General features: G+C 70.6%; 27 protein-coding genes. 14 read left to right on the forward strand and 13 right to left on the reverse strand.

What is annotated here, in order from left to right:
- Positions 1–75 precede the first annotated feature (75 nt).
- From B3S45_RS06495 to B3S45_RS06505, 3 genes are read left to right on the forward strand one after another with little or no spacing between them, the layout of a single operon-like run.
- Positions 76–438: a YciI family protein gene (locus B3S45_RS06495; protein WP_194384465.1), complete on the forward strand. Its 363-nt coding sequence runs from the start codon at positions 76–78 to the stop codon at positions 436–438.
- A 1-nt stretch (position 439) separates the two neighbouring features.
- Positions 440–1651, forward strand: coding sequence for an RNA polymerase sigma factor (locus tag B3S45_RS06500; RefSeq protein ID WP_286718194.1), 1212 nt, complete (start codon positions 440–442; stop codon positions 1649–1651).
- Positions 1652–1688: 37 nt separating this feature from the next.
- Complete coding sequence (locus tag B3S45_RS06505; protein WP_194384466.1) at positions 1689–2423, forward strand: VIT1/CCC1 transporter family protein; 735 nt, start codon at positions 1689–1691, stop codon at positions 2421–2423.
- 33 nt (positions 2424–2456) lie between these two features.
- Here the strand turns inward: B3S45_RS06505 and trxA are convergent, their stop codons facing one another.
- From trxA to B3S45_RS06520, 3 genes are all read right to left on the reverse strand, one after another.
- Positions 2457–2837 carry a thioredoxin gene (trxA, locus tag B3S45_RS06510; protein ID WP_286718198.1) on the reverse strand — a complete coding sequence of 127 codons (381 nt, stop codon included), beginning with the start codon at positions 2835–2837 and terminating at the stop codon, positions 2457–2459.
- Between the two features lie 72 nt (positions 2838–2909).
- Complete coding sequence (locus tag B3S45_RS06515; RefSeq protein ID WP_286718200.1) at positions 2910–3731, reverse strand: alpha/beta hydrolase; 822 nt, start codon at positions 3729–3731, stop codon at positions 2910–2912.
- A 159-nt stretch (positions 3732–3890) separates the two neighbouring features.
- Positions 3891–4901, reverse strand: coding sequence for a formylglycine-generating enzyme family protein (locus B3S45_RS06520; protein WP_228480911.1), 1011 nt, complete (start codon positions 4899–4901; stop codon positions 3891–3893).
- Between the two features lie 138 nt (positions 4902–5039).
- Between B3S45_RS06520 and nhaA the strand changes: the two genes are divergently transcribed.
- Positions 5040–6824 (forward strand): Na+/H+ antiporter NhaA, encoded by a 1785-nt coding sequence (nhaA, locus tag B3S45_RS06525; protein WP_194385406.1) that lies wholly within the window; start codon positions 5040–5042, stop codon positions 6822–6824.
- A 150-nt stretch (positions 6825–6974) separates the two neighbouring features.
- Here the strand turns inward: nhaA and B3S45_RS06530 are convergent, their stop codons facing one another.
- Complete coding sequence (locus B3S45_RS06530; protein ID WP_286718205.1) at positions 6975–7817, reverse strand: alpha/beta fold hydrolase; 843 nt, start codon at positions 7815–7817, stop codon at positions 6975–6977.
- 42 nt (positions 7818–7859) lie between these two features.
- Here B3S45_RS06530 and chrA point away from each other — a divergent pair, with 42 nt between their 5' ends.
- From chrA to B3S45_RS06550, 4 genes are all read left to right on the forward strand, one after another.
- Positions 7860–9098, forward strand: coding sequence for a chromate efflux transporter (gene chrA, locus B3S45_RS06535; protein ID WP_286718208.1), 1239 nt, complete (start codon positions 7860–7862; stop codon positions 9096–9098).
- Between the two features lie 84 nt (positions 9099–9182).
- On the forward strand, positions 9183–9530 hold the full coding sequence (locus B3S45_RS06540; RefSeq protein ID WP_286718210.1) for an ATP-dependent DNA ligase: 348 nt from the start codon (positions 9183–9185) through the stop codon (positions 9528–9530).
- Complete coding sequence (locus B3S45_RS06545) at positions 9517–9783, forward strand: hypothetical protein (RefSeq protein WP_286718212.1); 267 nt, start codon at positions 9517–9519, stop codon at positions 9781–9783. The genes B3S45_RS06540 and B3S45_RS06545 overlap by 14 nt, the downstream gene beginning before the upstream one ends.
- Before the next feature lie 33 nt (positions 9784–9816).
- On the forward strand, positions 9817–10338 hold the full coding sequence (locus B3S45_RS06550; protein ID WP_286718215.1) for a DUF421 domain-containing protein: 522 nt from the start codon (positions 9817–9819) through the stop codon (positions 10336–10338).
- Here B3S45_RS06550 and B3S45_RS06555 read toward each other — a convergent pair.
- The 4 genes from B3S45_RS06555 to B3S45_RS06570 form a co-directional block, all read right to left on the reverse strand.
- Positions 10335–11549, reverse strand: a complete 1215-nt coding sequence (locus tag B3S45_RS06555; protein ID WP_286718218.1) for a cation:proton antiporter — start codon at positions 11547–11549, stop codon at positions 10335–10337. The two genes, B3S45_RS06550 and B3S45_RS06555, sit on opposite strands and share 4 nt — an antisense overlap.
- Positions 11550–11609: 60 nt before the next feature.
- On the reverse strand, positions 11610–12485 hold the full coding sequence (locus B3S45_RS06560; protein WP_286718221.1) for a manganese catalase family protein: 876 nt from the start codon (positions 12483–12485) through the stop codon (positions 11610–11612).
- A 90-nt stretch (positions 12486–12575) separates the two neighbouring features.
- Positions 12576–13661: an FUSC family protein gene (locus B3S45_RS06565; protein ID WP_286718224.1), complete on the reverse strand. Its 1086-nt coding sequence runs from the start codon at positions 13659–13661 to the stop codon at positions 12576–12578.
- 65 nt (positions 13662–13726) lie between these two features.
- Positions 13727–14428: an aquaporin gene (locus tag B3S45_RS06570; RefSeq protein WP_286718227.1), complete on the reverse strand. Its 702-nt coding sequence runs from the start codon at positions 14426–14428 to the stop codon at positions 13727–13729.
- Between the two features lie 84 nt (positions 14429–14512).
- Between B3S45_RS06570 and B3S45_RS06575 the strand changes: the two genes are divergently transcribed.
- From B3S45_RS06575 to B3S45_RS06585, 3 genes are read left to right on the forward strand one after another with little or no spacing between them, the layout of a single operon-like run.
- Complete coding sequence (locus B3S45_RS06575) at positions 14513–14731, forward strand: three-helix bundle dimerization domain-containing protein (protein ID WP_143003736.1); 219 nt, start codon at positions 14513–14515, stop codon at positions 14729–14731.
- A 16-nt stretch (positions 14732–14747) separates the two neighbouring features.
- The gene (locus tag B3S45_RS06580; protein WP_194384476.1) at positions 14748–16310 is read left to right on the forward strand and encodes an SLC13 family permease; all 1563 of its coding nucleotides are present in this window, start codon (positions 14748–14750) and stop codon (positions 16308–16310) included.
- Between the two features lie 18 nt (positions 16311–16328).
- Positions 16329–16664: an ATP-dependent DNA ligase gene (locus B3S45_RS06585; RefSeq protein ID WP_194384477.1), complete on the forward strand. Its 336-nt coding sequence runs from the start codon at positions 16329–16331 to the stop codon at positions 16662–16664.
- Between the two features lie 15 nt (positions 16665–16679).
- Here B3S45_RS06585 and B3S45_RS06590 read toward each other — a convergent pair whose 3' ends face one another.
- From B3S45_RS06590 to B3S45_RS06610, 5 genes are all read right to left on the reverse strand, one after another.
- The gene (locus B3S45_RS06590; RefSeq protein ID WP_194384478.1) at positions 16680–16991 is read right to left on the reverse strand and encodes a hypothetical protein; all 312 of its coding nucleotides are present in this window, start codon (positions 16989–16991) and stop codon (positions 16680–16682) included.
- Between the two features lie 58 nt (positions 16992–17049).
- A complete protein-coding gene (locus B3S45_RS06595) occupies positions 17050–18732 on the reverse strand; it encodes an MDR family MFS transporter (RefSeq protein ID WP_286718235.1) in 1683 nt (560 codons plus the stop codon).
- A 19-nt stretch (positions 18733–18751) separates the two neighbouring features.
- On the reverse strand, positions 18752–19351 hold the full coding sequence (locus B3S45_RS06600; protein WP_286718237.1) for a TetR/AcrR family transcriptional regulator: 600 nt from the start codon (positions 19349–19351) through the stop codon (positions 18752–18754).
- 163 nt (positions 19352–19514) lie between these two features.
- Positions 19515–20357: an NAD-dependent epimerase/dehydratase family protein gene (locus B3S45_RS06605; protein WP_286718240.1), complete on the reverse strand. Its 843-nt coding sequence runs from the start codon at positions 20355–20357 to the stop codon at positions 19515–19517.
- Between the two features lie 54 nt (positions 20358–20411).
- A complete protein-coding gene (locus tag B3S45_RS06610) occupies positions 20412–21407 on the reverse strand; it encodes a substrate-binding domain-containing protein (RefSeq protein WP_194384482.1) in 996 nt (331 codons plus the stop codon).
- Positions 21408–21501: 94 nt separating this feature from the next.
- On the opposite strand from B3S45_RS06610, the gene B3S45_RS06615 reads away from it, so the two are divergent.
- From B3S45_RS06615 to B3S45_RS06625, 3 genes are read left to right on the forward strand one after another with little or no spacing between them, the layout of a single operon-like run.
- Positions 21502–22698: a Gfo/Idh/MocA family protein gene (locus tag B3S45_RS06615; RefSeq protein ID WP_286718244.1), complete on the forward strand. Its 1197-nt coding sequence runs from the start codon at positions 21502–21504 to the stop codon at positions 22696–22698.
- Positions 22695–23393, forward strand: coding sequence for a ThuA domain-containing protein (locus B3S45_RS06620; protein WP_286718246.1), 699 nt, complete (start codon positions 22695–22697; stop codon positions 23391–23393). Before B3S45_RS06615 ends, B3S45_RS06620 begins: the two co-directional genes overlap by 4 nt.
- A complete protein-coding gene (locus tag B3S45_RS06625; protein WP_286718249.1) occupies positions 23372–24457 on the forward strand; it encodes a Gfo/Idh/MocA family protein in 1086 nt (361 codons plus the stop codon). The genes B3S45_RS06620 and B3S45_RS06625 overlap by 22 nt, the downstream gene beginning before the upstream one ends.
- The last annotated feature ends 18 nt before the right edge of the window (positions 24458–24475 follow it).

The raw sequence follows: 24475 nt of genomic DNA on the forward strand, positions 1-24475 counted from the left end.
TCCATCTGGTGCACTGGTGTTCGTCGCTTCAGTGAGGGGCTGCGACGGGCGGCTCCCAGACCGAAAGGACACGCCATGCAGTACATGCTCCTCCTCGCCAGCGCCCCCGATGTCAGTCCGCAGCCGGGAAGCCCCGAAGAAGCCGCGGAGATGGGTGAGTGGTTCGCCTTCGACCAGATGGTGAAGGACGCCGGGGTCTTCGTCTCCGGCGAAGCGCTCCACCCGCAGGACACCGCCACGTCGGTGCGCGTGCGCGAGGGCAAGACCGTCGTCACCGACGGACCCTACGCCGAGACCAAGGAACACCTCGGCGGCTTCTACGTGCTCGACGTCGCGAACCTCGATGAGGCGATCTCGTGGGCCGAGAAGGTCCCCAACGTCGACTACGGCTCGGTCGAGATCCGGCCGATCTTCGACGTGTCGCAGATGCAGCAGTAGCGTGCCGCATCCCGAGGTCGCCGAGGTCTTCGGTGCGCAGTGGCCACGGCTGGTCGCGACCCTGCGCGCCGACCTCGGCGACTTCGATCTCGCGGAGGATGCCGCGCAGCACGCGTTCGCGGTTGCGTCCGAACGCTGGCACGCCGACGGGCTGCCGGGCGCGCCAGGCGCATGGCTGCTCACCGTCGCGCGCCGCTGGGCGATCGATCAGGCCCGACGCGACGTGCGATGGGCGCGGCGAGAAGACGATGTGCGTGCCGCGCTCGAGCTGCCGCAACGCGACCGCGGGCCGATCTCCGACGACCTGCTGGCGATGATCTTCGGATGCTGCCACCGCGCCCTCGACGAGTCGGCACGCGTTGCGCTGACGCTGCGTTACGTCGTGGGCCTGCCGACGGCCTCGCTCGCGCGTTCCTTCCTCGTCTCCGAAGCGACCATGGCGAAGCGCCTGGTGCGGGCGAAGAAGAAGATCGCGGCCAGTCGCGTGCCCTTCGAGGTCCCCGATCGCGACCTGCTCGCGGACTCCCTGGACGACGTGCTGAAGGTCGTCTACGTGATCTACACGCAGGGGCACGCCGCGCCCACGGGTGAGCTCGTGCGCGGCGACCTGTGCGATGAGGCCCGCTGGCTGGCGGGCACGCTGTGCGACCTGCTCCCGGAGGAGCCTGAGGCCTGGGGGCTGGCATCGCTCCTGGCCTACACCGACGCGCGACGCCCGGCGCGACTCGACGCCGACGGCGAGGTCGTGCTGCTGCGCGACCAGGACCGCAGCCGATGGGATGCCGAAGCGATCGCGGCGGGACGGCGCCTGCTGGCACGCGCGCTCGCGCTCCGCCGCGTGGGGCCGTACCAGCTTCAGGCGGCGATCGCCGGTGCCCATGCGAGCGCACCGACCTTCGACGACACCGACTGGCGCACCATCAGGCGTCTGTACGCCGTGCTCGCTCGGCTCGAGCCGTCGCCGATCGTGTCGCTGAACGAGGCGGTCGCTGCCGCGCTGTCCGAGGGGCCGGAGTCAGGTCTCGCGCTTCTGTCGCCGATCGCCGAAGAACTCGACGGATACCACTACTTCCATCTCGCGCGCGCCGACATGCTCGCCGCCACGGGGGAGCGGGGCGCGGCCCGTGCCGCCTTCGACCGGGCTCTGGCGCTGTGCGAGAACGAGACCGAGCGTCGGACGATCGCCAGGGTCGCCGCCGAGAGGACGCCGTGACAACTGCGGTTCTCTCCGAAGCGCTAGCCTGTCGCCCGTGAACGCCGCCTCCGATGCCCCGGCCTCCTCTGCGCATCCCGACGAGCCCCACCGTGGTGGCCTCGCGCAGCGCCTGAACTGGCTCCGTGCCGGCGTGCTCGGTGCCAACGACGGCATCGTCTCGACGGCTGCGGTCGTCGTCGGCGTCGCGGGGGCGACCAGCGGAAGCCTGCCGGTGCTCCTGGCCGGCACGGCCGCCCTCGTCGGCGGAGCGATCTCGATGGCGCTCGGCGAGTACGTCTCGGTCGCCTCGCAACGTGACACCGAGCACGCCCTGATCGAGAAGGAACGGCGCGAGCTGGCCGAGGACCCGGCGGCGGAACTCGAAGAGCTCACCGGGATCTACCAGGCCCAGGGCCTCAGCCGCGCGACGGCCGAGAAGGTCGCGCGGGAGCTGACGGCGAAGGATGTTCTCGGCGCGCACCTGGCTGCCGAGCTGAACATCGACCGCGACGACGTCGTGAGTCCCTGGTACGCGGCCATCGCATCCGCCGTCGCTTTCACCGTCGGCGCGCTCCTGCCGTTGGTGACCATGCTCCTGACGCCTCACCCCGAGCGGATCGCCCTCACCTTCGTCGCCGTGCTGGTCGCCCTCGCGGTGACCGGGTACGTCGCTGCGTGGATCGGGGGTGCGTCACGGTGGAAGGCGGTCCTGCGTACGCTCATCGGTGGGACGCTCGCGCTGGTCGCGACGTTCCTGGTCGGCTCGCTGTTCGGCACCACGATCGGCTGACCCCGATGCCCCGTCGACGGCGTCGGTCGGGCGTCATGCCTCGGTGTCGCCCGCGGCCTGCTGCTCGGCGATCTGGCGCCGAACGTCATCCATGTCCAGGCCCTTCACCGCGGTGATCACCTGTTCCAGGGCCGGCGCGGGAAGGGCGCCCGGCTGCGAGAACACCATGATGCCTTCGCGGAAGGCCGCCAGGGTCGGAATCGACGTGATGCCGAAACCCCCGGCGAGCTCGCGCTGATCCTCGGTGTCGATCTTGCCGAAGACGACGTCGGAATGCTCGTCGGACGCCTTCTCGAAGACGGGTGCGAAGGACCGGCACGGTCCGCACCATTCGGCCCAGAAGTCGAGCAGGACGATGTCGTTGTCGGCGATGGTCTCGCGGAACGAGTCCATCGTCACGGTCTGCGTTGCCATGGAAGCCGCCTCTCTGTCGGTTGCGGTCTTCTTTCCTCCAGCGTAGGCCGATGCCGCTTCATTCCCGAGGGGTCAGCCGGCAGCGGACAACGAGACGAAATCGAGGCTCGCGTCCGAGATCTCCGTGCGCGCGGTCTCATCCGATACCTGTGGCACACCGTCGCCCGGCTGCGGGCCGTACGAGCCGAACTGGGCGTGTGAGACGCCGTCGAGAACGAGGAACTCCGTGTCGACGGGAAGGGTGGCGGCGGTATCGGCGATCTTCGACGGCGTGGCCAGCCCGTCTTCGGTGCCGGAGATCGACAGCACCTGCGTGGTGAGGGTCTCGCTGATGTCGTCGGCGGGGTAGGAGGCGTACAGGATCAGGCCCGTGGCTCGGCGCTCGGTGTCTTCGTCGTGTTCGTCGGCTTGCATTGCGGCGACCGTTCCGCCGAGCGAATGCCCGCCGATCACCCAGCCGTCGGCATGCGGCACGACGTCGCGGGCGTCGTCGAACGCGCCGAGCGCGAGGAACGCGATCCCCAGCGGCTGCTTGGCGATGACCACCGGATGGCCCGCCTCGGCGAGGGGGCGCAGGACCGCCGCGTAGGCGCGAGGGTCGACGAGCGCTCCGGGCTGGAAGAACACCGCGGTCGACGACGGCGCATCCGCGGGCTCGAAAACGATCCGATCGGCGCTCTCGACCACGGTGACGGCCTCGTCGCTCTGCATCGCCGAGAGCGCCGGCTCGACCGCCGGGTACGGGCGGAGCCAGGCGAGGGCGGCGATGCCCCCGGCGGCTGCGACCAGGAGGAGGATGCGACCGGTGACCCGCGCCGCGGTCCGGCGACGAGCGCCGCGCAGCGCCACGACGACGCCCAGGACCGCGAGCAGAGCGGCCGCGCCCAGCAGCACGGCATAGGCCGGGTGTCCGTGGACGATCGCCCCCCCACGCGGTGACGCAGGCCCACACGATGACTCCGAGGGCTGCGGCGGCGACGACGAGCGCGATCCACGTCAGCGCATCACGGCGCCGTGACGCGTCGCCGCCTCGCGGCGCATCCGATGACCCGCTCACGAACCGGCCAGGGCGACCGTGCGGAACCCGGCGTTGCCCATCGAGGAGTCAGGGGTGTTCTGCGAGCGGGCCGAATTGCGGTACCGGTTGCAATAGGAGATGTGGCAGAGGAAGCTTCCGCCGCGCAGCACCCGCACATCGCCCCGCTCCGGTCCCTGTGGATTCCGGGGAGGCGACGCGGCGTAGGTGCGGGGATCCCACCAGTCCGCGCACCACTCCCAGACGTTCCCGACCGTCTGCCACAGCCCATAGCCGTTGGGCGAGAAGGTGCGCACCGGAGCGGTGGTGAGGAATCCGTCCTCCAGGGTATTGGCGTGCGGGAAGGCACCCTGCCAGATGTTGGTGCGCCACGCGCCGCCGGAATCGGGCTCCTCGTCGCCCCACGGGTATTTGGCGCCGTCGAGGCCGCCGCGGGAGGCGTACTCCCACTCCGCTTCGGTGGGCAGACGCCGACCGGCCCAGGCGCAGTAGGCGAGCGCGTCGTTGTGCGAGACGTGCACGACCGGGTGGTCTCCGAGGCCGTCGATCGAGCTGTTCCGCCCTCCGGGGTGCCGCCAGTCGGCGCCGCGGACGCCGATCCACCACGGGGTTCCGGATGCGCGCCCCATGACGTCGTCGTCGGGTGCGTCGAGCGCGAGGTGGAACACGGCGGAGAAGCCGAAGGTCTCGGCCTCGGTCTCGAAGCCCGTGGCGTCGACGAAACGGGCGAAGTCGTCGTTGGTCACGCTGGTCGCGTCGATCGAGAACGCGTCGAGGGTGACATCGTGCACCGGCACCTCGCCGTCACCGGGATTCCGGTCGCCCGAGGAATCGCCCATGGCGAAGGTTCCCGCCGGGATGATCGCCTGCTCGACGCCGTGTGCCCCGGACGGCTCGCCGGCCCCCTCGATGCGGCGCTTCGTCGTGCCGAGAGGGAGGAACGTGGATCGTTCGGGGGCGCCGCACGTGCATCCCGGACCGCATGCGCTCTGTCCGGCGTCTTCGCTCAGCTCGTCGTCGGATTCCACCCTCGTCACTCTACCGAGCGGGTTCTGCGTGACCTCTCCCGCGGATGCCCGAACGGGTGGAGACTTGTCGACGTGTCGAGCCCCTCTGCCCGCTCCCGCAAGCACGCCTCGATCGCCGACAAGGTCGGGGCGATCGGCATGAACCGCTCCGGAGCACTCCTGCTCCTGCTGGCCACCCTCGTCGCCATCGCCTGGGCAAATATCGCCGACGGCGCATACGAGTCATTCTGGGAGACGCACCTGTCGATCGGGCTCGGCGACATTCAGATCGACTTCACGCTGCATGCGCTCGTCAACGACGCGCTGATGGCGATCTTCTTCTTCACCGTCGGCCTCGAGGTTCGTCGCGAGTTCGCGATCGGCGAGCTGACCAGCTGGCGCCGGGCGAGCGTGCCGGTCTTCGCCGCGCTCGCGGGCCTCGCCATCCCCGCCGTGCTGTTCGTCGCGGTCGCCGCCGGCTCCGGCTACGCGCACGCGTGGGGTGTCGTCATCTCCACAGACACGGCCTTCCTCGTCGGTGCTCTCGCGCTCGTGGGACCGCGCGTTCCCGGACGCCTGCGCGTGTTCCTCCTCGCGCTCGCTGTCGTCGACGACATCGGCGCGCTCAGCATCATCGCGTTCGTCTACACCGACAGTCTCGACGTGCTCCCGCTGGTCATCGCGGCCGTGGGCTTGGCCGGCGTCTATGCCACCCGCTATCTGCCGAGCGGACGCGGCCCGGTCTACGCGACCTTGTCGATCATCGTGTGGATGGCCTTCCTCGCCTCCGGTGTGCACCCCACCCTGGCGGGCGTCGCCATCGCCCTCCTCGTTCCCGTCTATCGTCCGAATCGGCGCGACGTCGAACACGCCCTGGAACTGGCACGCACCTTCCGGCAGTCCCCGAACACCGAGTACGCCCGGGCGGCGGCGAACAGCCTGCGCGAATCGATCTCGGTCAACGAGCGGCTGCAGAGCGCCTACGCCCCATACGTTGCCTTCGTCATCCTGCCCCTGTTCGCCCTCGCGAACGCCGGGGTGGTCATCAGTCCCGAGATCCTCGCCGGCGCGGTGACCTCCTCGCTCACGTGGGGCATCGTCGTCGGCCTGGCGGTGGGGAAGTTCCTCGGCGTGTTCGGGGCTTCCGCGCTCATGCGCCGATTCGGCGCCGGCGAGTTCGGTGCCGGGCTCACCCTCGACCGGATTGCCGGCGGGGGCCTGCTGTGCGGCATCGGCTTCACGATCTCGCTCTTCATCGTCGACATCGCCATCGACGGCGCGACGGCGCAGAACGAAGCACGCGTGGGCGTGCTCGTCGCCTCTGTCATCGCCTTCGTGGCGGCCACGGTCGTGTTCCGGATCTCCGACGCCGTGCGCCCCGCTGTGGAGACGGGTGAGACCCTCGTGCGCCCGGTCGATCCCGCCCGCGACCATGTGTTCGGGCGCGACGACGCTCCCTACGAGATCGTCGAGTACGGCGACTTCCAGTGCCCGTTCTGCCTCAAGGCCTCGGGGTCGATCGACGACGTGCGCCGCGAACTCGGGGACCGGGTGCGCTACGTGTGGCGGCATGCGCCGTTGACCGATCAGCACCCGAACGCCCTCGCGGCGGCCGAGGCGGCCGAGGCCGCCGCGCGACAGGGGAGGTTCCCGGAGTTCCTGCGCGGTCTGTTCGCCGACCAGGACAACCAGCTGCCCTCCGACATCGTGCGTCTGGCGGACCGCCTCGGGCTCGACGTGGAGCGTTTCGAACGCGACCTCACCGCATCCGCGGTCACCGCGCGGGTGCAGGATGACATGCTCGACGCCGAGGCGATGTCGATCTCCTCGGTTCCGACGTTCTTCGTCAACGGCCGTCGCCATCGTGGTCCCTACGACGCGCGCAGCCTCATCCGCGCCTTGCAGGAGACCGAGAGTGCCGATGCGGCGGTGGAGCCCGGCTGACCGGCCCCTTTCCCCGTGGCGCGCCCGCATCCTCGCCGAGAAACCGCGATTGGCCCGAGAAACCAGGCAGCGCGGTGTTTCTCGGGGCGAATGTGGTTTCTCGAGCGAGTGCCCGCCTCGAGCGAGCCCCGCGGCGAGCGGGCGCCGCGGTTACGGTGCGCCGTCGCGCAGAGTGGGCGAGACGCCGCCGTGGCGTGGGGCGACGTGGTTCAGGATGCTCGGCCAGTGCGTCGTGATCGACAGGCCCGTGCCCGCCTCGACGCGCACAACCCGGGCACGGGGAAGCCGGCGGCGCAGGCGGCGGCCGTCGAGATGCGCATCCACCGTCGGGTGCTGGTCGCCGTAGACGAGCAGCACGTCGGCGCGGATGTCGCGGAGGCGTCGCCGCCAGTCGTCGTCGGCCGCCGCTGCGAAATCGTCCTGCACCCCGGCGGCGCCCTGCGTCGCCGCGGCATCCAGCATCCGGCGAATGCGGCGACCGGCGGCGGTCGACTCGAAGGCGGGCTCGGCCGGTGCGATGCCGATGTCGGCGACGCGGAACGGCGGCTGCGGTGCGCTCTGGCGGGCGAACCGCCCGGGGTCGGGAACGTCGACGAGCGCGACCCGGTCGACCAGGTGCGGGTGTCGCGACGCGAGAGCGAGGGCGGCGTATCCGCCGAGGCCCCAGCCCACGACGCCGAAGGGTCCGATTTCCATCGCCGAGATGCGCGAGGTGCTGCTCTCGATCTGCGAGAGGTAGTGGGCGATGTCGTCGGCGTGGGTCGCGAAGGAGGGGCGCTCGCCCGCACGCCAGGCGTCGGATGCTCCGTAGCCCGGGCGGTCGATCCCGACGATGCGCGCGCCCCAGTGGGTCGAGACGGTGGGATCGGGATCGAACCCGCCGCCGCCCGGAGCGGGATGGCACATCACCACCGCGCGCTGCGCCAGGGCGTCACCGAAACCGCTCACCCCGAGCGCGCGTCCGCCGGAAAGCTGCACGAGTCGTCCTGCCATCACAGACCACCTTCCTCTCCCGGGCCACGGTAGCGTGTGAGCGTGTCGTCCGACGGGCCCCTTGCGAACGCCGACGCGCCCGCCCCTTCGCGCCGCCCTCGTGGGTCGGTGGTGGAAGTGTTCCTGGCTTTCCTGAAGCTCGGCCTCACGTCTTTCGGCGGCCCGATCGCGCACCTCGGATACTTCCGCGACGAGCTCATCACGCGGCGTCGCTGGGTCGACGACCGCGCGTACGCGGACCTCGTGGCGCTGTGCCAGTTCCTGCCGGGGCCGGCGTCCAGTCAGGTCGGTTTCGGTCTCGGGATGCTGCGCGCCGGCGCAGGCGGTGCGCTCGCGGCGTTCGTCGCCTTCACCCTGCCGTCAGCGGTGCTCATGATCGCCTTCGCGTTCGTCGGCGCCGCGGTGGGCGGACCGATCGGCGCCGGCGTGCTCGACGGCTTGAAGGTGGTGGCGGTCGCCGTGGTCGCGCAGGCGGTGTGGGGGATGGCGCGAACGCTCGCGCCCGATCGGCAGCGCGCCGGAATCGCCGCCGGAGCCGCCGCGGTCGTGGTGCTGCTGCCGAGTTCGCTCGCGCAGATCGGCGTGATCGTCGTCGGGGCACTGGTCGGGCTGTGGCTCTGCCGTGCTTCGGTCGACGCGGCGGGGCCGGCGGGCGTGTTCCGCGTGACGCGCACGGTCGGCTGGCTGTGCCTTGCGACCTTCGTCGTGCTGCTCGCCGGTCTCCCGCTGCTCGCGGCGACGACCGGGTCGGGCGCGGTCGATCTGGTCGATGCCTTCTACCGTGCCGGTGCGCTCGTCTTCGGCGGCGGACACGTCGTGCTGCCGCTGCTGGAGGCCGAGGTCGTCGTGCCCGGCTGGGTGTCGCCCGACGCCTTCCTCGCCGGCTACGGGGTCGCCCAGGCGATGCCGGGCCCGCTCTTCACGTTCGCCGGCTACCTCGGCGCGGTCTCGTCGGTCGGGCCCGGTGGCGTCGCGGGCGGCGTGCTCGCCCTCGTGGCGATCTTCCTGCCCGGCTTCCTGCTGCTCACCGGCGTCCTGCCGTTCTGGAACGACCTTCGGCGGCGCGCGGGCGCACGCGCGGCGATGGCGGGTGCCAACGCCGCCGTGGTCGGCATCCTCGCCGCCGCCCTCTACGATCCGGTGTTCGTCACGGCCGTGACCGGACCCGCGACGTTCGCGCTCGCGCTGGTGTGCTTCGTTCTGCTCGTCGCGTTCCGGCTCCCGCCCTGGATGGTGGTGCTCGTCGGCGCGGCGGGCGGCATCGTCGTCGCCATCAGCTGACCGCCGCCCTCAGCTGACGGAAGCGGTGTCAAGACGATGGTCGGGCGCCCACGAACGTGCTTGAGTGATGGCGGAGGTGAGCCCATGGGAAAATTCATCTACGAGAACAGCGTGAAGGTCGACTTCGAGGACCGCGCGCTCGCGCACCTGCAGACGGTGATCACCGGAAAGCTGCGTCGCGGCGAGAGCTTCACGTTCACCTGGAAGGACGATTCCAGCATCGGCGACGGGCGCACCACGGTGTGGATGCACGCCAACTGCTCGCTGGTGTACAAGTACTACGGCAGTCGCCGCGCGCAGCTGAACGGCGCATGGTTGGAGGCGCTGTCCTACACGGCGAACTCCCCGGGCGGCTTGCACCTCGTTCCCGAGCCCTCGGCGGACGGCGGCAAGGTGCTGTCGAAGCACGGTCGTGACCATGAAGCGCATTGACGTCGTCTACGGCGGACAGACGTACTCCATCGGGGGAGTCGAGCCGGATGCACTGCGAGCGCGGATCGAGCGCGCCGTGGCTCGCGGCGGGGACTGGCTGACCTTCAACGACGGCGAGGGGGCGCTGCGGCAGGCGTTCCTCTTCGTTGCGCCCGGCATCCCGATCGCCGTGATACCCATCCCCGACCCGGTGAACGACGGCGAGACGACCGCCGAGCGCGAGCCCCTCGACGAGGTCGACGCAACCCCGTAGCCACCGACCGCCGTCGCGCCTATGGTCGGGCGCATGTGGTTCGACACCTGGTCAGACGTTTTCCGCGTGCTGCTCGTCGGCGTCGCGTCCTATGCGGCGCTCGTCGTGTTCATCCGCGTCTCGGGCAAGCGCGCACTCGCCCAGCTGAACGCCTTCGACTTCGTCGTGACGGTCGCCCTCGGGTCCACCCTCGCAACGATCCTGCTGTCCTCCGACGTCTCCTACGTCGAAGGCGCGATCGCGCTCGCTCTCCTTCTCGCGCTGCAGGTGATCGTGGCGTTCCTCGCCGCACGATGGCGTCGCGTGCGCCGACTGACGACGGCGTCGCCGACGGTGCTGCTCAAGAGCGGTCACTTCGACGACGATGCGCTCCGACGCACGAGGCTCTCGCGCGCCGACGTGCGGCAGGCCGTGCGGCAGGCAGGCGTCGGCGACCTGTCGCGTATCGCCGTCGTGGTGCTCGAGAGCAACGGTGGACTGAGCGTGATCACCTCCGACGGGTGGGGTGACGGCAGTGCGCTCGACGACGTGCGCATCGAGGGCGGCGCCAGTTAGCCCATCCGCTCCCGTCGTTGCAGCCACACGCCGGCCGGCCGCGTGCTGAGGCCGTGGATGACGACCGACAGCGCGATCGCCAGGAGCACGGCCGGAAGCACCAGATCGTCGCCGGTGCGGCGCTCCGCCAGGCACGCGTAGAGAAGCGCGGACACCCCCACCGGGCCGAACCAGCTCATGAACGCCGTCTCGGCCCGGGAGTGCAGGCGGGCGTAGATGGGGCGCGTCAGCCACATGCCGGCCACCCGGCGGGCGATCAGCGCGAGCACGAGCACGAGGGGCAGCGCCCACCCTTCCGCCGCCCATCGGTCGAACGGGAGGAGAGCGCCGATGACCGCAAACAGCGGCAGGATGAGCACGCGACCGAGCTCGTCGATCTCGCGTCCGAGTTCGGCGCGGAGGTCGTCGGTCAGGCGATTGCCGAACGCCGCGCCCGCCACGAAGACCCCCAGCACCGCATCCGTCTCGATGATCCGCAGACCGGCGAGGATCGCGAGCGCCAGCGCGAGGGCATATCCGAGGTAGCTCGTGGAGTTCGACCATCCCCGGGCGATGACCGCGTCGAGGAGCCAGCCTGCGGCCCAGCCCAGGCCGAAGCCCGCCACCACGGGCACCGCGACCTCCCACAGGAGCGTCGTCGTCAGCCACTCTCGCCATGCCTCGGTGCCGCCGGTGGTCACGAGCAGCAGCGGCAGCATGAGGATCAGATATGCGAGCCCGTCGTTCAGCCCGCTCTCCGACGAGAGGTTCAGACGCACCCGCTTCGGGATGCGCTCCTCTGCGACGGTGCCGGTGACGATCGGCGTGGTCACGACCGGATCGGTCGGCGTGATCGCTGCCGCGATCAGCATGGCCGACAGAAGGGGGATGCCCAGCAGCAGCACCGCCCCGGTCGCGACGGCGAACATCACGACCATGCCGACGGCGATGCTGGCGACGATCCAGCGCAGGTTCGCGCGCCAGTATCCCCGCGGGAACCTCAGCGCGACGCCGAGCAGCGACACCGCGAGCACGACCCGTGCCACCGACTCGAGCACCTCTGTCGATCCGAGGCCCCACGCGGTCGGCTGCACGACTCCCGCCGCGAACGGCCCGAGCAGGGCGCCGCAGGCGAGTGCGATCAGGAGCGGGGGCACCCCCGTGCGCTGCAGCTTCACCGACAGGGCGCTGAGCACGAACGTGAGAGCACCGATCACGGCGACAGCAGGCATCCGACCCCTTCCGCATGGTGCGAGACCGGGCGGATCACCCGGTCTCGCGCCGACTCGCGGCTACGATAGCGCGTCGCGCACGACGCCCTCGGCCTTGTCGATGAAGCCCGGCTTCGCATCGGTGCCGTAGTAGCGCGGATCGGGTGTGGTCGGCGGCGGCATCGGCACCGAGGTGCCGGGGCCGTCCTCATAGCGGAATTCGCCCTTGCCGTCGGGCGTCGGCCCGGAGGCCCAGGAGCCCTCCGCCGCCGCCTGACCGTCGGAGAAGTTGTAGTACGTGTAGGCGTGCTCGCGCGCCTCTTTGCTGAGCGGGAAGTTGCTCGGAACGGGCAGGTCCTCCACGCCCTCCTCGCGCAACTCGGCCGCGGCGGCGATCCACTGGTTCTGATGCATGGTGTCTCGCGCGAGCAGGAAGGACAGCATGTCCCGCACGCCGCTGTCGTCGGTCATGTGGTAGAGCCGGGCCACCTGGGTGCGGCCCTGCATCTCCGCGTTGGCGTTGGCGGTGAAGTCGGCGAGGAGGTTGCCGCTGGCGGTGATGTAGGACCCCTGCCACGGGTTGCCGTTGCTGTCGACGGGACGAACGCCGGCCCCGGCGACGATCGCCGATTGCACGTCCATCCCGCCCAACACGGCGGCGAGCGTCGGATCCGACGCCACGGCCTCCTCGCTCTGCGACACGGGTGCCTTCTCGAGCAGCTGCGCGATCATCACCGCCAGCATCTCGACATGTCCCATCTCCTCGGCGCCGATGCCATACAGCAGATCGCGGTACTTTCCCGGCAGATGGCAGTTGACGGCCTGGAAGCCATACTGCATGGCCACCGTGATCTCGCCGTACTGTCCGCCGAGCACCTCCTGAAGCCGCCGGGCGAAGATCGCATCGGGCTTGTCGGGCGTGGCGGCGAATTGCAACTCCTGCTTGTGGAAGAACATCGTCTTCCCCTTCCTGTGCGCGTGAGCGGTTGTGCTCGGACGCTAGGGTCGGAGACCCCGAATCACCGCGGGGGTTGACAGGCGCCGAGATCAGGCTCTGGTGTCATCCATGAACAGGGTGGAGGCGTCGACCAGGCGACGCAGGAAGATCGCCGGCTCGATGCGCTGAGCCATCGTCGAGGTCGAGACGGTCGTCGATGGCAGTGCACCGAGGTAGCGCTCGAGCGCGTCCTTCGCGGCGCGCACACGGTCGTCGAGGCCGTCATCGTCGATCGGCGTCTTCGTCAGCGTGGCGCAGGCGCGGATCGCGTCGGCGAACAGGCGCTGCGCCTCGTCGTCCATCTCGACCAGGGTCTCGGGATGACGCCCCGAGATGACCTCGGCGAGGTCGCGCGTGGCGGCGACGGTGAGGTCCATCGAACGCAGGCGACGCGCGTTCTGCTGCAGCTCGGCGAGGTGGCGCCGGCCCCGGGGGTTGGCGCGGGCGGAATCCTCAGCCTCGGCGACCTCGCGTCGGACCTCTTCGGTCATCGCGTCCAGGTGCGACAGGGCGGCGTCCACCTGTGCGGCATCCGGCTCGCGCACGTGATCGGCGAGGGTGTCGAGGAACGCCGCGGCGGCTTCGCGCAGGTCGGTGAGCTTGCCACTGGCCCACTCGAAATACAGCGGCGGAACGACGACGAGGTTCACGACGAGCCCGACGACGACGCCGACGCCCATCGTCACGAGGTACGACAGCGGATAGTCCCCGGACCCCGCCTGCCCGGCGAGCAGCAGCACGAAGACGGCGGCGACCGCGAGGATGTCGCGACCGGCTCCGAGGTGTCGGATGCCGCCGAGAAGCACACCGACACCGACGACCGCGGCCAGGGGGATGACGGGCGGGATGTCGAAGAACTCGGTCGCGCCGAGCGCCGCGACGCCCAAACCGATCCCGAGCGCGAGACCCAGGAGGGTCTGGCCCCCGGTGCGGGCCGTGGCCGCCACCGTCGGGTACATGACCACGAGCACGCCGAAGGGGGCGTAGTAGGAGTACTCGTTGCTCACGAACGGAAGGAGGGGGACGAGCAGCCACGCGATCGCGGCGGCGGCCGCGGTCTTGGCCGCCAGCAGCACGCGGTGGCGGTTCAGCGACGTCTGGCGCCAGTCGCGGAGGTTCTCTCTCACCCGGGTCACGGCATCAGTCTCACGTGTGGAGCGCTGTTCGGGTCAACCCCCTCCCCACGGCCGTCGTCGGTCGGCTATGCCGTCGGGATCGTGGCGATGTCGGTGCGGGGGAACACGGCGCGGATGAACCCCCACGCGAGCACCGCGCCAACCAGCTGCGCACCGATGAAGGGGAGGACGGAGGTCGGTGCGATGCCGGCGAAGGTGTCGGAGAAAGCCCGGCCGACCGTGATGGCGGGGTTCGCGAAGCTCGTCGACGAGGTGAAGAAGTACGCGGCGCCGATGTAGGCGCCCACGGCCGGGGCGGCGAGGTGCGAGCGCCCCGTGCGCACGAGACCGAAGATCACCGTGAGGAGGCCGGCCGTCGCAACGACCTCCGCGAACAGCGTCGGCCAACTCGCCCGGTCGGTCGTCGCCCACGACACGGCGGGAAGGCCGAACATGAGGTTCGCCACGACGGCGCCCGTGATGCATCCGAGAATCTGGACCGGAAGGTAGGTCGCAACGCTCTGCACCGGCCGCCCGTGGAGCAGCGCGTCGACGAGCGTCACCACCGGGTTGAAATGGGCGCCGGAGACGGGGGCGAAGACGGCGATGAGCACCCCGAGTCCGAGTGCCGTGGCGAAGGCGTTCTCGAACAGCTGCAGGCCCACGTCCCCCGGGGAGAGGGTCTGCGCGGCGATCCCCGACCCGATGGCGACGGCGGCGAGTCCGGCGCTGCCGGCGAACTCTCCCGTGAGGGAGCGGATGGTCTCGATCCGGCGCGAGGAGGTCATATATAGACCATAATCTATGGATCGATCCATGACGGACCCGTGAAGCACCTGGACGACGCACGCGGCGGGGCGGACAATGCGAGTATGAGCCGCCTCCAGCCGGAATCGGAGTACGAAGCGCTCGTCTACGCGCTCGAGCGGCTGTCCGAGACGTACCCGTTCGTCGGCGAGGATCGGCTGCGCGAGATCGCGGCCGACGAGCTCGCGCAGCTCGACGGCGCCCGCGTGCGCGCGTTCATCCCCGTGCTGGTCGAACGCCGCGTCAAGGAGCGGCTCGCGACAGAGCCCGTCGACGCGGCCTGATCGCTACGCTGGCCGCGTGGACCCCGTCGCCGCCACACTGATCATCCTCGCCCTCGCGGTCGTCGCGTTCGTGAGCAACCGGGTGCCGATCGCCGTCATCGCGGTGGGGGTCTCCCTGCTGCTGTTCTTCAGCGGCGTGCTCACCCTGCCGGAGGCGGTCGCCGGATTCGGCGACCCGACCGTGCTCTTCATCGCGGGGCTCTTCGTCGTGAGCGAAGCGCTCGATGCCACCGGGGTCACGGCCTGGGCGGGCAAGCAGGTGATCACGCGCGCGGGCACGGGCCGAGCTCGGCTCCTCCTCGCGATCGGCGCCGTCGTCGCGATCGCATCGGCGCTCATCAGCATCAACGGCGCCGTCGCGGCCCTCGTGCCTCTCGTGGTCGTCGTCGCCGCCCGCGCGGGGCTGCCGCCCTCGCAGCTGCTCATGCCGCTGGCCTTCATGGCGAGTGCGGGGTCGCTCCTCGCCCTCACCGGAACGCCGGTGAACATCATCGTCTCCGACATCGCCGCCGAGAACGGCGGACGCGCCTTCGGATTCTTCGAGTTCGCGCTGGTCGGTGTGCCCCTCGTGATCGCGTCGGCGGCGGTGATCGTCCTGCTCGGCAAGCCGCTGCTGCCGATGCGCGAGGGCGTGCGGCTGCCGACCGACCTCGCCCGTCACGCCCGTGTGCTTCGACACGAGTACGACGTGTCGCTCGACACCGGCACGCTCCTCGGCCCCGCCTCGGGAGTGACCGAGGTGGTCATCGCGCCGCGTTCGCCCCTGATCGGCACCGTCGTCGCTCCCGGCATGACCACACCCGACGGCGATCTCGTCGTGCTGGCCGCCCGACGCGGCGAACAGGTGCTGAAGACCGGCGACATCGTGGTGCAGGCCGGCGACGCCCTGCTGCTGCAAGGCACATGGGATGCCCTGACGGTTCGCACGGCCTCGGGAGGGATGCTGCCGGTGGACGCGCCCGCGCAGTTGCGCCGCTCGGTGCCGCTCGGGCGCGGAGCCAAGCGCGCGGTCGTCGTTCTCGCCGTGATGGTCGTGCTGCTGGCGACCGGTGTCGTGCCGCCCGCCGCCGCGGCCCTGCTCGCGGCCGTAGCGCTCGTGCTGACCCGCGCGATCAGCGTGCCGCAGGCCTTCCAGTCGATTTCGTGGACGACGATCGTGCTGATCGCCGGCATGATCCCGCTGTCGACGGCGTTCATCCAGACGGGCACCGCCGACCTCGTCGCCGGCTGGGTGCTGGCGGCGATGAGCGGCGCGAGCGCGCACGTGGTGCTCCTCGCGCTGTGCCTGCTCACCCTCGTGCTCGGTCAGCTCATCAGCAACGCCGCGACCGTGCTCATCGTCGCCCCGATCGCCGTGTCGATCGCGGCGACCCTCGACCTGTCGGTGATGCCGTTCATGATGGCGCTCACCGTCGCGGGCGCGGCCGCGTTCCTCACGCCGATCGCTACGCCGGCCAACCTCATGATCATGGAGCCAGGCGGGTACCGCTTCGGGGACTACTGGCGGCTCGGCCTGCCTCTCGCGGCCCTCTTCGTCGCGTTCGCCGTACTCTACGTGCCGTTCGTGTGGCCGTTCTGACCGGGTAGGCTCGCGTCCATGGGTCGCTTCATCTACGACAATTCCTCGAACTCTGTGGAGATCGAAGACCGTGTGCTCGCCCACCTGCGCATCGTGGTGATGAACAAGCTGCGCCGTGCGGAGTCGTTCATGTTCGACGTCGAGGTCGGCGACGGCAGTGGTCGCCGCAGCTTCTGGATGCATCCGTCGGTGCCGATGCAGTTCCACTTCTTCGGCAGTCGTCAGCCCCGCATCAACCGCGTCTGGATCGAGGAGCTGATGCAGACCGCGAGCGGCCCGAACGGGCTCTGGATCGTGCCTGAGCCCCCCGAGGACGAGGCGCCCGTCACCGACGCGAACCCGCCGCGCGGCTGAGGGGCGTCGACCACATCAGTCGGTGATGCTCACCTGTTCGGTGATCAGCTGGATGCCGCCGGATGAATTGGCGGAGCTGGCGAGGTCCTCGATCCACTGACGGCTCAATTCCGGCGGCTCGGGAGCGTCGAAGACGAACCGCAGCGGGATCGACGGGTGCAGCCACAGCGTGCTGCGGCCCTCCGGTTCGCCGGTCGGATGCTGCCATGACACCGTGAAGCTCTCGTTCCGACGGAGCTTCGTGGCGATCACGACCTTGAGGTGCGCCAGGGCACGGTCCTCGATGTGGATGGGGGTGGCGGATCCGCCGTAGTAGATGGTGCCCATGTGCACCACGATACGCCGCTGGCGGGTCCGGTGAACACTCCGCCGCGGCGCCAGTGCGTCAGCGCTCGCGTCGATCGCGCTCCGGGGCGTTGCTCGCGTCGCCGGGATCGGCGGCACGGGCGGCGCGGGGTGTGCGGGCGTCGGCTGATGCGCGCTGCTCGGCCTCCAGGCGCTCGGCCTCTTCGCCCCCGACGGCCTCGCCGCGGGCGACGAGGCCCGCCACATCCGACAGCGGCACCTGCTTGAGGAACAGGCTCAGCACGAACGCGACGCCGATGAAGGGCAGTACGTACCAGAACACCGGAGCGAGGGCGTCGGCATAGGCGGTGACGATGCCGTCGCGCACCGTCGCGGGCAGCTGATCGAGCACCTGCGGGTCGATCGTCGCCGTCGCCTCTGCCGCCTGCTCGGGGGTCGCTCCGGCGTCGGCGAAGACGCTGGTGAGGTTCTCGCTCAGGCGGGTGGTGAACAGGGTGCCGAACACCGCGGTGCCGAGGGCCGCGCCCACTTCGCGGAAGTAGTTGTTCGTGCTCGTGGCCGATCCGATGTCGGCCGCGGGCACCGCGTTCTGAACCACCAGCACGACCACCTGCATGATGAGGCCGAGTCCGGCCCCAAAGATGAACAGGAACACGCAGATGATCCAGATGGGCGTCTCGGCGGTCATGCCGGCCATGAGCACGATCGCGAGGCCCGTCGTGAGCGTTCCGGCGATCGGGAAGACCTTGTAGCGCCCGGTCCGCGTGATGATCAGACCCGAGGCGATCGAGGTTCCCATGAGGCCCACCATCATCGGCAGCATGAGCAGGCCCGACACGGCTGCCGAGGTGCCCGACGCCATCTGCAGGAAGGTGGGGATGAATCCGATTGCGGCGAACATCGCCAGCCCGATCATGAGGCCGATCGCGGTGGCGTTGACGAAGACCGGGTTACGGAAGAAGCTGAGCGGGATGATGGGGTCGGCCGCGCGCGACTCGACGAACACGAACAGAAGCGCGGCGATGAGGAGACCGGCACCCCACATCCAGGTCTCCGGCGCCTTCCAGCCGTGTGCGGCGTCGCCGCCGAAGTCGGTGAAGAAGATGAGGCACGTGGTGGCGGTCGACAGCAGCAGCACGCCGAGGATGTCGATCGGCTTGGTGGCGCGCTTCACCGGCAGCTTGAGTGCCACCAGTGCGATGACGAACGCCGCGATGCCGATCGGGATGTTGATGTAGAACGCCCACTGCCACGTGAGGTGGTCGACGAAGTAGCCGCCGAGCAGTGGGCCCGCGACCGCCGAAAGGCCGAAGATGCCGCCGAGCGGGCCGAGGTACTTGCCGCGCTCGGAGGCGGGGACGATGTCGGCGATGATGGCCTGCGACAGGATCATGAGGCCGCCGGCGCCGAGGCCCTGCATGGCGCGGAAGGCGACGAACGCCCAGAAGTCGCCCGCGAAGGCCGCGCCGGCGGAGGCTACGGTGAACAGTCCGATGGCGATGAGGAAGAGGTGCCGGCGGCCGAGCACGTCGCCGAACTTGCCGTAGATCGGCATGACGATCGTCGTGGCCAGCAGGTAGGCGGTCACGATCCACACCTGGTGCTCGACGCCGCCGAGCTGGCCGACGATCGTCGGCATGGCCGTCGAGACGATCGTCTGGTCGAGGCTCGCCAGCAGCATGCCCGCGATGAGGGCGCTGAAGATGATCCAGATGCGCCGCTTGGTGAGGAGGAACGGCTGCTCCAGGGCGGAGGAGGTCATGAGGGGTCCTTGTCGGAGGTCAGCAGGCGGGGTCGAGGAGGGAGCGCGCGACGGCGAGGCGGTCTCGGAAGATATCGGCGAAGGGCACCGTGCCGTCGTGGGCGAAGAACCGGTCGACGCACGGGCGCATGAGCGAGCCGACGAGGTCGACCGCGACGGCGGCCCGCTCGTCGTCGTCGGGCCATCCCTGTCGGCCGGCGATGAGTGCGCGGTCGGCGCGCTGCGCCTCGGCGATGTGGGCGAAGAAGGTGCGGTGCAGCTCGGGCGATCTCTCCACCGCCGCACCGACGAGGCGCGCCTCGGAGATGTCCATGTCGACCGATTCCCACCGCGCGATCATGAGCGCCGCGAGAGCGTCGAGCAGGTCGCCGTCACCGGTGACGAACGCCGCCTCCGCCTCGCTGACGTCGGTGCGCATCGACACACCCAGGACGGCGTTCTCCTTGCCCGCGAAGTAGTTGAAGAAGGTGCGTCGCGAGACGCCCACCTCAGCGCACAGCTCTTCGACGGTGAAGCCGGTCAGCCCGCGCTCGGCGGTGAGCTCGCGCGCGCGACGGCGCAGCGCGCGCTCGGTGTCGCGCGTCCGCTGCTCACGCGAAGAAACTGCACTCTCGGCCATCCAGTGCATTTTTGCACTTGACGCTCCGGAGTGCAAAACCGCCGATGGGTGGCGAGCCGGCCCCTTCGTGCCGAGCGAGCCCTCCTCCGCCGAAAATAGCGGGGCGGCTCGGCGAGAAAAGGGGTGGTTCGGCGAACGAGTGACGAGCGAAGAGCGGCGAGGGTCAGACGTGGTCGTGCCAGGAGTGCTTCGGGTCGAACCCGAGCACGCGGCGGGCCTTGTCGATCGAGAGCAGCGTCTCGTGCGCGCCCGGCTCGCCGCGCACCTCGACGCCGGGGAACACCTCGGCGATGAGGTCGGCGTTCGGCCGGTCCATGACGGTGTCGGCGGCCGCGATGATGTAGGCCTCGAAGCCCGCGGGGGCGTGCTGCAGCGCCCTGTCGATCGCCTGAGCACCGTCGCGCGCGTCGATGTAGCCCCACAGGTTCCACTTGCGCACCATCGGGTCGTCCTGGAAGTCGGGGAAGCCGGCGTAGTCGTCGGGAACGAGCACGTTGGAGAACCGCAGCGCGCTCACCGAGAGGTCGGGGTGCCACCGCACGAGCTCGCGTGCCAGCTGCTCCTCGAGGGTCTTCACGATCGAGTAGACCGACTCCGGGCGCGGCGGGTACTCCTCGTCGACCGGGATGTACGGCGGTGGTACGTCGAACGGCAGGCCCAGCACCGTCTCGCTCGAGGCGTAGACGATGCGCCGGATGCCCAGCCTCGCCGCGGCCCAGAACACGTTGAAGGTCGCGGGCATGTTGTTGTGGAACGTCGCCACGTCGGTGCGCAGCCCTGGCGCCGGGATGGCCGCCAGGTGCACGACCGCGTCGAACGGCGCAGTGCGGTCGACACCGCCGAGCGCGTCGATCACCTGCCCGTAGTCGGTGAGGTCGACCTGCACGAATCCCGACGCGCGGGCGCCGACCACGTCGAACCCGGTGACATCGTGTCCGGCGGCGCGGAGTTCGCGGATGGCGACCGAGCCGAGCTTTCCGGTCGCGCCGGTGAGAGCGATACGCATGTCGCCACCCTGCCATACCCTCACCACCTCGAGGCCGTCGCCCTTCGATGCCGGTCACGTGGATGCACGAGGGACGAGCGTCGTCGGCAGCGTGATCGGAGCGTTCGGGGGTGGGGCGCCCTCGGCGGCGTCGGCGAGCAGTCCGACCGCGGTGGCGGCCATCTCGCGGATCGGCTGCCGTACCGTGCTGAGTGCTGGCGTCATCCAGCGCGCACCGCGCACATCGTCGAACCCCACCACCAGCACATCGTCGGGAATGCGCGCACCGGATGCCGCCGCCGCGGCGTAGACACCGGCCGCATGTTCGTCCGACACCGCGAAGACGCCGATGCGATCGCGCGGGTCTCGCCGCCGGAGCACCGGGACCATCGCATCGCGCGCGGCGGGAGCGTGCCACGCGCTCGTCGTCGCGTCGACGTCGGCGTGCGGCAGGTGGCGGGCGAGCTCTTCGACGAATCCGTCGCGGCGGGCCCGTCCGTACCGGAACGGCGGGTCGCCGCCGAGGACGGCGAAGCGGGTCGCGCCGCGGGCGGCGAGGTGCCGGGCTGCCGCCGCGGCGCCGGCGGTATCGGTCGTGCGCACACTCGGCATGCCGTGCGTCGCCTCCGACGGGGGATCGAGGAGGACGACCGGAATGTGCGATTTCTGCACCGCGCCCAGCTGCGACGCGGTGGGCGAGATCAGACCGAGCACGACACCCGCCGAGCCGCGCCGACGCACGCGCACGGGCCAATCGTCGCCCGGGAAGTCGCTCTCCTCGGTGAGCACCAGGTCGTAGCCGCGGGCGGTCGCCGCCCCGTGCGCCCCCGCGGTCACCTCGTCGGCCCACGGGTTGTGGAAGCGGCCGAGCACGAGGTCGATCAGGTGAGCGCTCGCGGCCGGGCGTCCGCCGCGTGCGGCATGCCGTCCGTACCCGAGCGCCGTCGCCGCCTCCCGTACGCGACGCCGCGTCTGCGCCGACAGGTCGCCGCGCCCCGACATCGCCCGCGATGCGGTGGCCACGCTGACGCCCGCGGCGGCCGCGACGTCTGCCAGGGTCGCCCGGGTCATGGCTCCACCATCGAGCAGGGCGCCGGTTTTGCGCAAGTTTCGGCTGCGGCCCTGCTGCCGATGGCACGCTCGTCGCAGACAGAGAGGAGCATCGATGACGATGCCGGATGCGCCGCTGCGGATCGCCGTGATCGGGAACGGCTTCATGGGCCGCATGCACACGCACGCGTGGCGCACGGCGCCGCGCTTCTTCCCGCTCGGCCGTGAGATCGTCCCCGTTGTGCTCGTGGGTCGCCGCGCCGACGGAGCCGCTGCCGCTCGTGACCTGGACTGGCCCGAATACGCCACCGACTGGCGAGAGGTCGTCGGTCGTGCCGACATCGACGTGGTCGACATCTGCACACCGGGGGACACGCACGCCGAGATCGCGCTCGCGGCCCTCGCCGCCGGCAAGCACGTGCTGTGCGAGAAGCCGCTGGCGAACTCCGTCGCGGAGGCCGATCGCATGGTCGACGCCGCCGCGACCGCGCCGGGCGTCGCCTTGTGCGGATTCAGCTACCGCCGCACCCCGGCCCTTGCCGCCGCTCGTGCGCTCATCGCCGACGGTGCGCTCGGTGAGATCCGGCACGTGCGGGCGCAGTACCTGCAGGACTGGCTGAGCGATCCCGACGCTCCCCACACCTGGCGACTGGACCGCGATCGTGCGGGATCGGGGACGCTGGGCGACATCGGGGCGCACTCCATCGACACCGCGCAGTGGCTGATCGGAGACGACATCGCGGCCGTCTCGGCGGTGCTCCGCACCTTCGTCCCCACCCGTCCGCCGATGGTGACGCAGGCCGGAATCGGCGGTGTGGCCGGCGCGGGGGAGCGGCTGCCGGTCACCGTCGACGACGCGGTCGCCGTCACGGCCCGCTTCGCGGGGGGCGCCCTCGGCGTTATCGAAGCCACGCGCCTGGCCACCGGCCGCCGCAACGCCAACCGGATCGAGGTCAACGGCTCCCTCGGATCCGTCGCGTTCGACTTCGAGCGCATGAACGAACTGGAGTATTACCGCGCCGATGACCCGGCCGGCGCGCAGGGCTTCCGCCGCATCCAGATGACCGAACCCGAGCACCCGTATGCGGGGGCGTGGTGGCCGCCCGGACACGGACTCGGGTACGAGCACCTGTTCACGCACCAGGTGGTCGACTTCGTGCGGGCGATCGGTGGCGACGTCGATGCTGCTGCACCGTCGTTCGCCGAGGCGGCGCGTGTGCAGCGGGTGCTCGCGGCGGTGACCGAGAGTGCGGCGAACGGTGCCGTGATGACGCCCGTGCACCGGCGCGACGACGAGGGGAGGGCATCATGACGCGCTCCGCGCTCGTGGTCCGCGGCGGGTGGGAGGGCCATCATCCGGTCGAGGCGACCGAGCTCTTCCTGCCGTTCCTGCGGGCCGAGGGTTTCGAGATCGTCGTCGAGGAGAGTCCGGAGGTCTACGCCGACGCGGACCGCATGGCCGCGACCGATCTCATCGTGCAATCCGTGACGATGTCGGAGATCTCCGCCCAGGCCGTGGCGGGACTTCGCCGCGCCGTCGCGGCCGGCACCGGAATGGCGGGGTGGCACGGTGGCATCGCCGACTCGTACCGGAACAGCTCCGACTACCTGCAGCTGATCGGCGGGCAGTTCGCGACGCATCCCTCGAAGCACCCCGCCGAGGTGCACGGCGACGAGACCGACAACTACCTCACCTACCGCGTCGCGATGACCGACCTCGGGCGCGACCACGAGATCACCCGCGGCATCGACGATTTCTCGCTGCACACCGAGCAGTACTGGGTGCTCCACGACGACCTCATCGACGTGCTCGCCACCACGACGCACCCGGTGCAGCCGTACCATCCGTGGCACCGCGAGATCACCTCACCCGCAGTCTGGACACGGCTGTGGGGAGACGGGCGCGTGTTCGTCGCGACGCCCGGGCACAGCGTCGAGGTGCTGCGCGAGCACAGCGTGCGCACGATCGTCGAGAGGGGGATGCTGTGGGCGGCACGCACACGATAGGGATCGTCGGGCTCGGGGTCATCTCGCGCGCCTACCTCGACACCCTCGCCGGGGTCGACGGGGTGCGCATCGCCGCGGTCGCCGACCTCGACACCGCCCGCGCCGATGCGACGGCCGCGGCGCTCGACGGGAGCCGCGCGATGTCCACCGCCGACCTCGTCGCCGACCCGCAGGTCGACACGGTGCTGAACCTCACGATCCCCGCCGCGCACGCCGAGGTCGCGCTCGCCGCCATCCGGCATGGCAAGAACGTGTTCGGCGAGAAGCCGCTCGCCGCGACCCTCGCCGATGCGAGCGAGGTGATGCTCGCTGCCGCCCGCGAGGGGGTGAGCGTCGGATGCGCCCCCGACACCGTGCTGGGCACGGGCGGGCAGACCGCGCGCCGAGCCGTCGACGACGGTCTCATCGGGGCGCCCGTGGGCGCGACCGCCACGTGGGTCTCGCCCGGCCACGAGCACTGGCATCCGCAGCCGGACTTCTATTACCGGGCCGGCGGCGGCCCGCTGCTGGACATGGGGCCCTACTACCTGACCTCGCTCGTGCACCTGCTCGGCCCGGTGGTCGCCGTCTCCGGCGCCGCCTCGCGGGCGCGCACGACCCGCGAGATCGCCTCGGGGCCGCGGAGGGGCGAGATCGTGCCGGTCGAGGTCGACACCCACATCGCGGGCGTGCTCGAGCACGCGGGAGGCGGGATCTCGACGGTCACGATGAGCTTCGACGGTGTCGCCACCGCGGCCCGCCCGCTCGAGGTCTACGGCACCGAGGGGGCCCTGGTCCTTCCCGACCCGAACCACCACGCCGGCCCGGTGTCGCGGTTCCCGCGCCGCGGCGCGGAATGGGACACGCTGCCGGTGTCGGCCGGTTACGAAGACGCCGCGCGCGGCATCGGGCTGCTCGATTTCCTCGCCGGACACCGTCGGGCCGGGGGCGATGTGGCGCTGCACGTGCTGGAGGTCATGGAGTCGCTCCACGCCGCCGCCGCGGCGCACACCCGCATCGAGCTCACGACCTCGGTCGAGCGCCCGTCACCGGTGCCGTTGACCCCCGCATCCGCCTGGCGCTGACCCGCAGCCCGCCGGGGC

This window comes from Microbacterium sp. UBA1612 (genome assembly GCF_002321605.1).
GTDB classification, from domain to species: Bacteria; Actinomycetota; Actinomycetes; order Actinomycetales; family Microbacteriaceae; genus Microbacterium; species Microbacterium luteum.

Excerpts from the sequence above, each read along its gene's own strand:
- B3S45_RS06540 (WP_286718210.1), top strand. The coding sequence starts at position 9,183 with ATGGGAAAATTCATCTACGAGAACAGCGTGAAGGTCGACTTCGAGGAC.
- B3S45_RS06600 (WP_286718237.1), bottom strand. The coding sequence starts at position 19,351 with ATGGCCGAGAGTGCAGTTTCTTCGCGTGAGCAGCGGACGCGCGACACC.
- B3S45_RS06590 (WP_194384478.1), bottom strand. The coding sequence starts at position 16,991 with ATGGGCACCATCTACTACGGCGGATCCGCCACCCCCATCCACATCGAG.
- B3S45_RS06620 (WP_286718246.1), top strand. The coding sequence starts at position 22,695 with ATGACGCGCTCCGCGCTCGTGGTCCGCGGCGGGTGGGAGGGCCATCAT.
- B3S45_RS06585 (WP_194384477.1), top strand. The coding sequence starts at position 16,329 with ATGGGTCGCTTCATCTACGACAATTCCTCGAACTCTGTGGAGATCGAA.
- trxA (WP_286718198.1), bottom strand. The coding sequence starts at position 2,837 with ATGGCAACGCAGACCGTGACGATGGACTCGTTCCGCGAGACCATCGCC.
- B3S45_RS06575 (WP_143003736.1), top strand. The coding sequence starts at position 14,513 with ATGAGCCGCCTCCAGCCGGAATCGGAGTACGAAGCGCTCGTCTACGCG.
- B3S45_RS06545 (WP_286718212.1), top strand. The coding sequence starts at position 9,517 with ATGAAGCGCATTGACGTCGTCTACGGCGGACAGACGTACTCCATCGGG.
- B3S45_RS06560 (WP_286718221.1), bottom strand. The coding sequence starts at position 12,485 with ATGTTCTTCCACAAGCAGGAGTTGCAATTCGCCGCCACGCCCGACAAG.
- nhaA (WP_194385406.1), top strand. The coding sequence starts at position 5,040 with ATGAACCGCTCCGGAGCACTCCTGCTCCTGCTGGCCACCCTCGTCGCC.
- B3S45_RS06595 (WP_286718235.1), bottom strand. The coding sequence starts at position 18,732 with ATGACCTCCTCCGCCCTGGAGCAGCCGTTCCTCCTCACCAAGCGGCGC.
- B3S45_RS06495 (WP_194384465.1), top strand. The coding sequence starts at position 76 with ATGCAGTACATGCTCCTCCTCGCCAGCGCCCCCGATGTCAGTCCGCAG.
- B3S45_RS06570 (WP_286718227.1), bottom strand. The coding sequence starts at position 14,428 with ATGACCTCCTCGCGCCGGATCGAGACCATCCGCTCCCTCACGGGAGAG.
- B3S45_RS06605 (WP_286718240.1), bottom strand. The coding sequence starts at position 20,357 with ATGCGTATCGCTCTCACCGGCGCGACCGGAAAGCTCGGCTCGGTCGCC.
- B3S45_RS06550 (WP_286718215.1), top strand. The coding sequence starts at position 9,817 with ATGTGGTTCGACACCTGGTCAGACGTTTTCCGCGTGCTGCTCGTCGGC.
- B3S45_RS06555 (WP_286718218.1), bottom strand. The coding sequence starts at position 11,549 with ATGCCTGCTGTCGCCGTGATCGGTGCTCTCACGTTCGTGCTCAGCGCC.
- B3S45_RS06530 (WP_286718205.1), bottom strand. The coding sequence starts at position 7,817 with ATGGCAGGACGACTCGTGCAGCTTTCCGGCGGACGCGCGCTCGGGGTG.
- B3S45_RS06615 (WP_286718244.1), top strand. The coding sequence starts at position 21,502 with ATGACGATGCCGGATGCGCCGCTGCGGATCGCCGTGATCGGGAACGGC.
- B3S45_RS06610 (WP_194384482.1), bottom strand. The coding sequence starts at position 21,407 with ATGACCCGGGCGACCCTGGCAGACGTCGCGGCCGCCGCGGGCGTCAGC.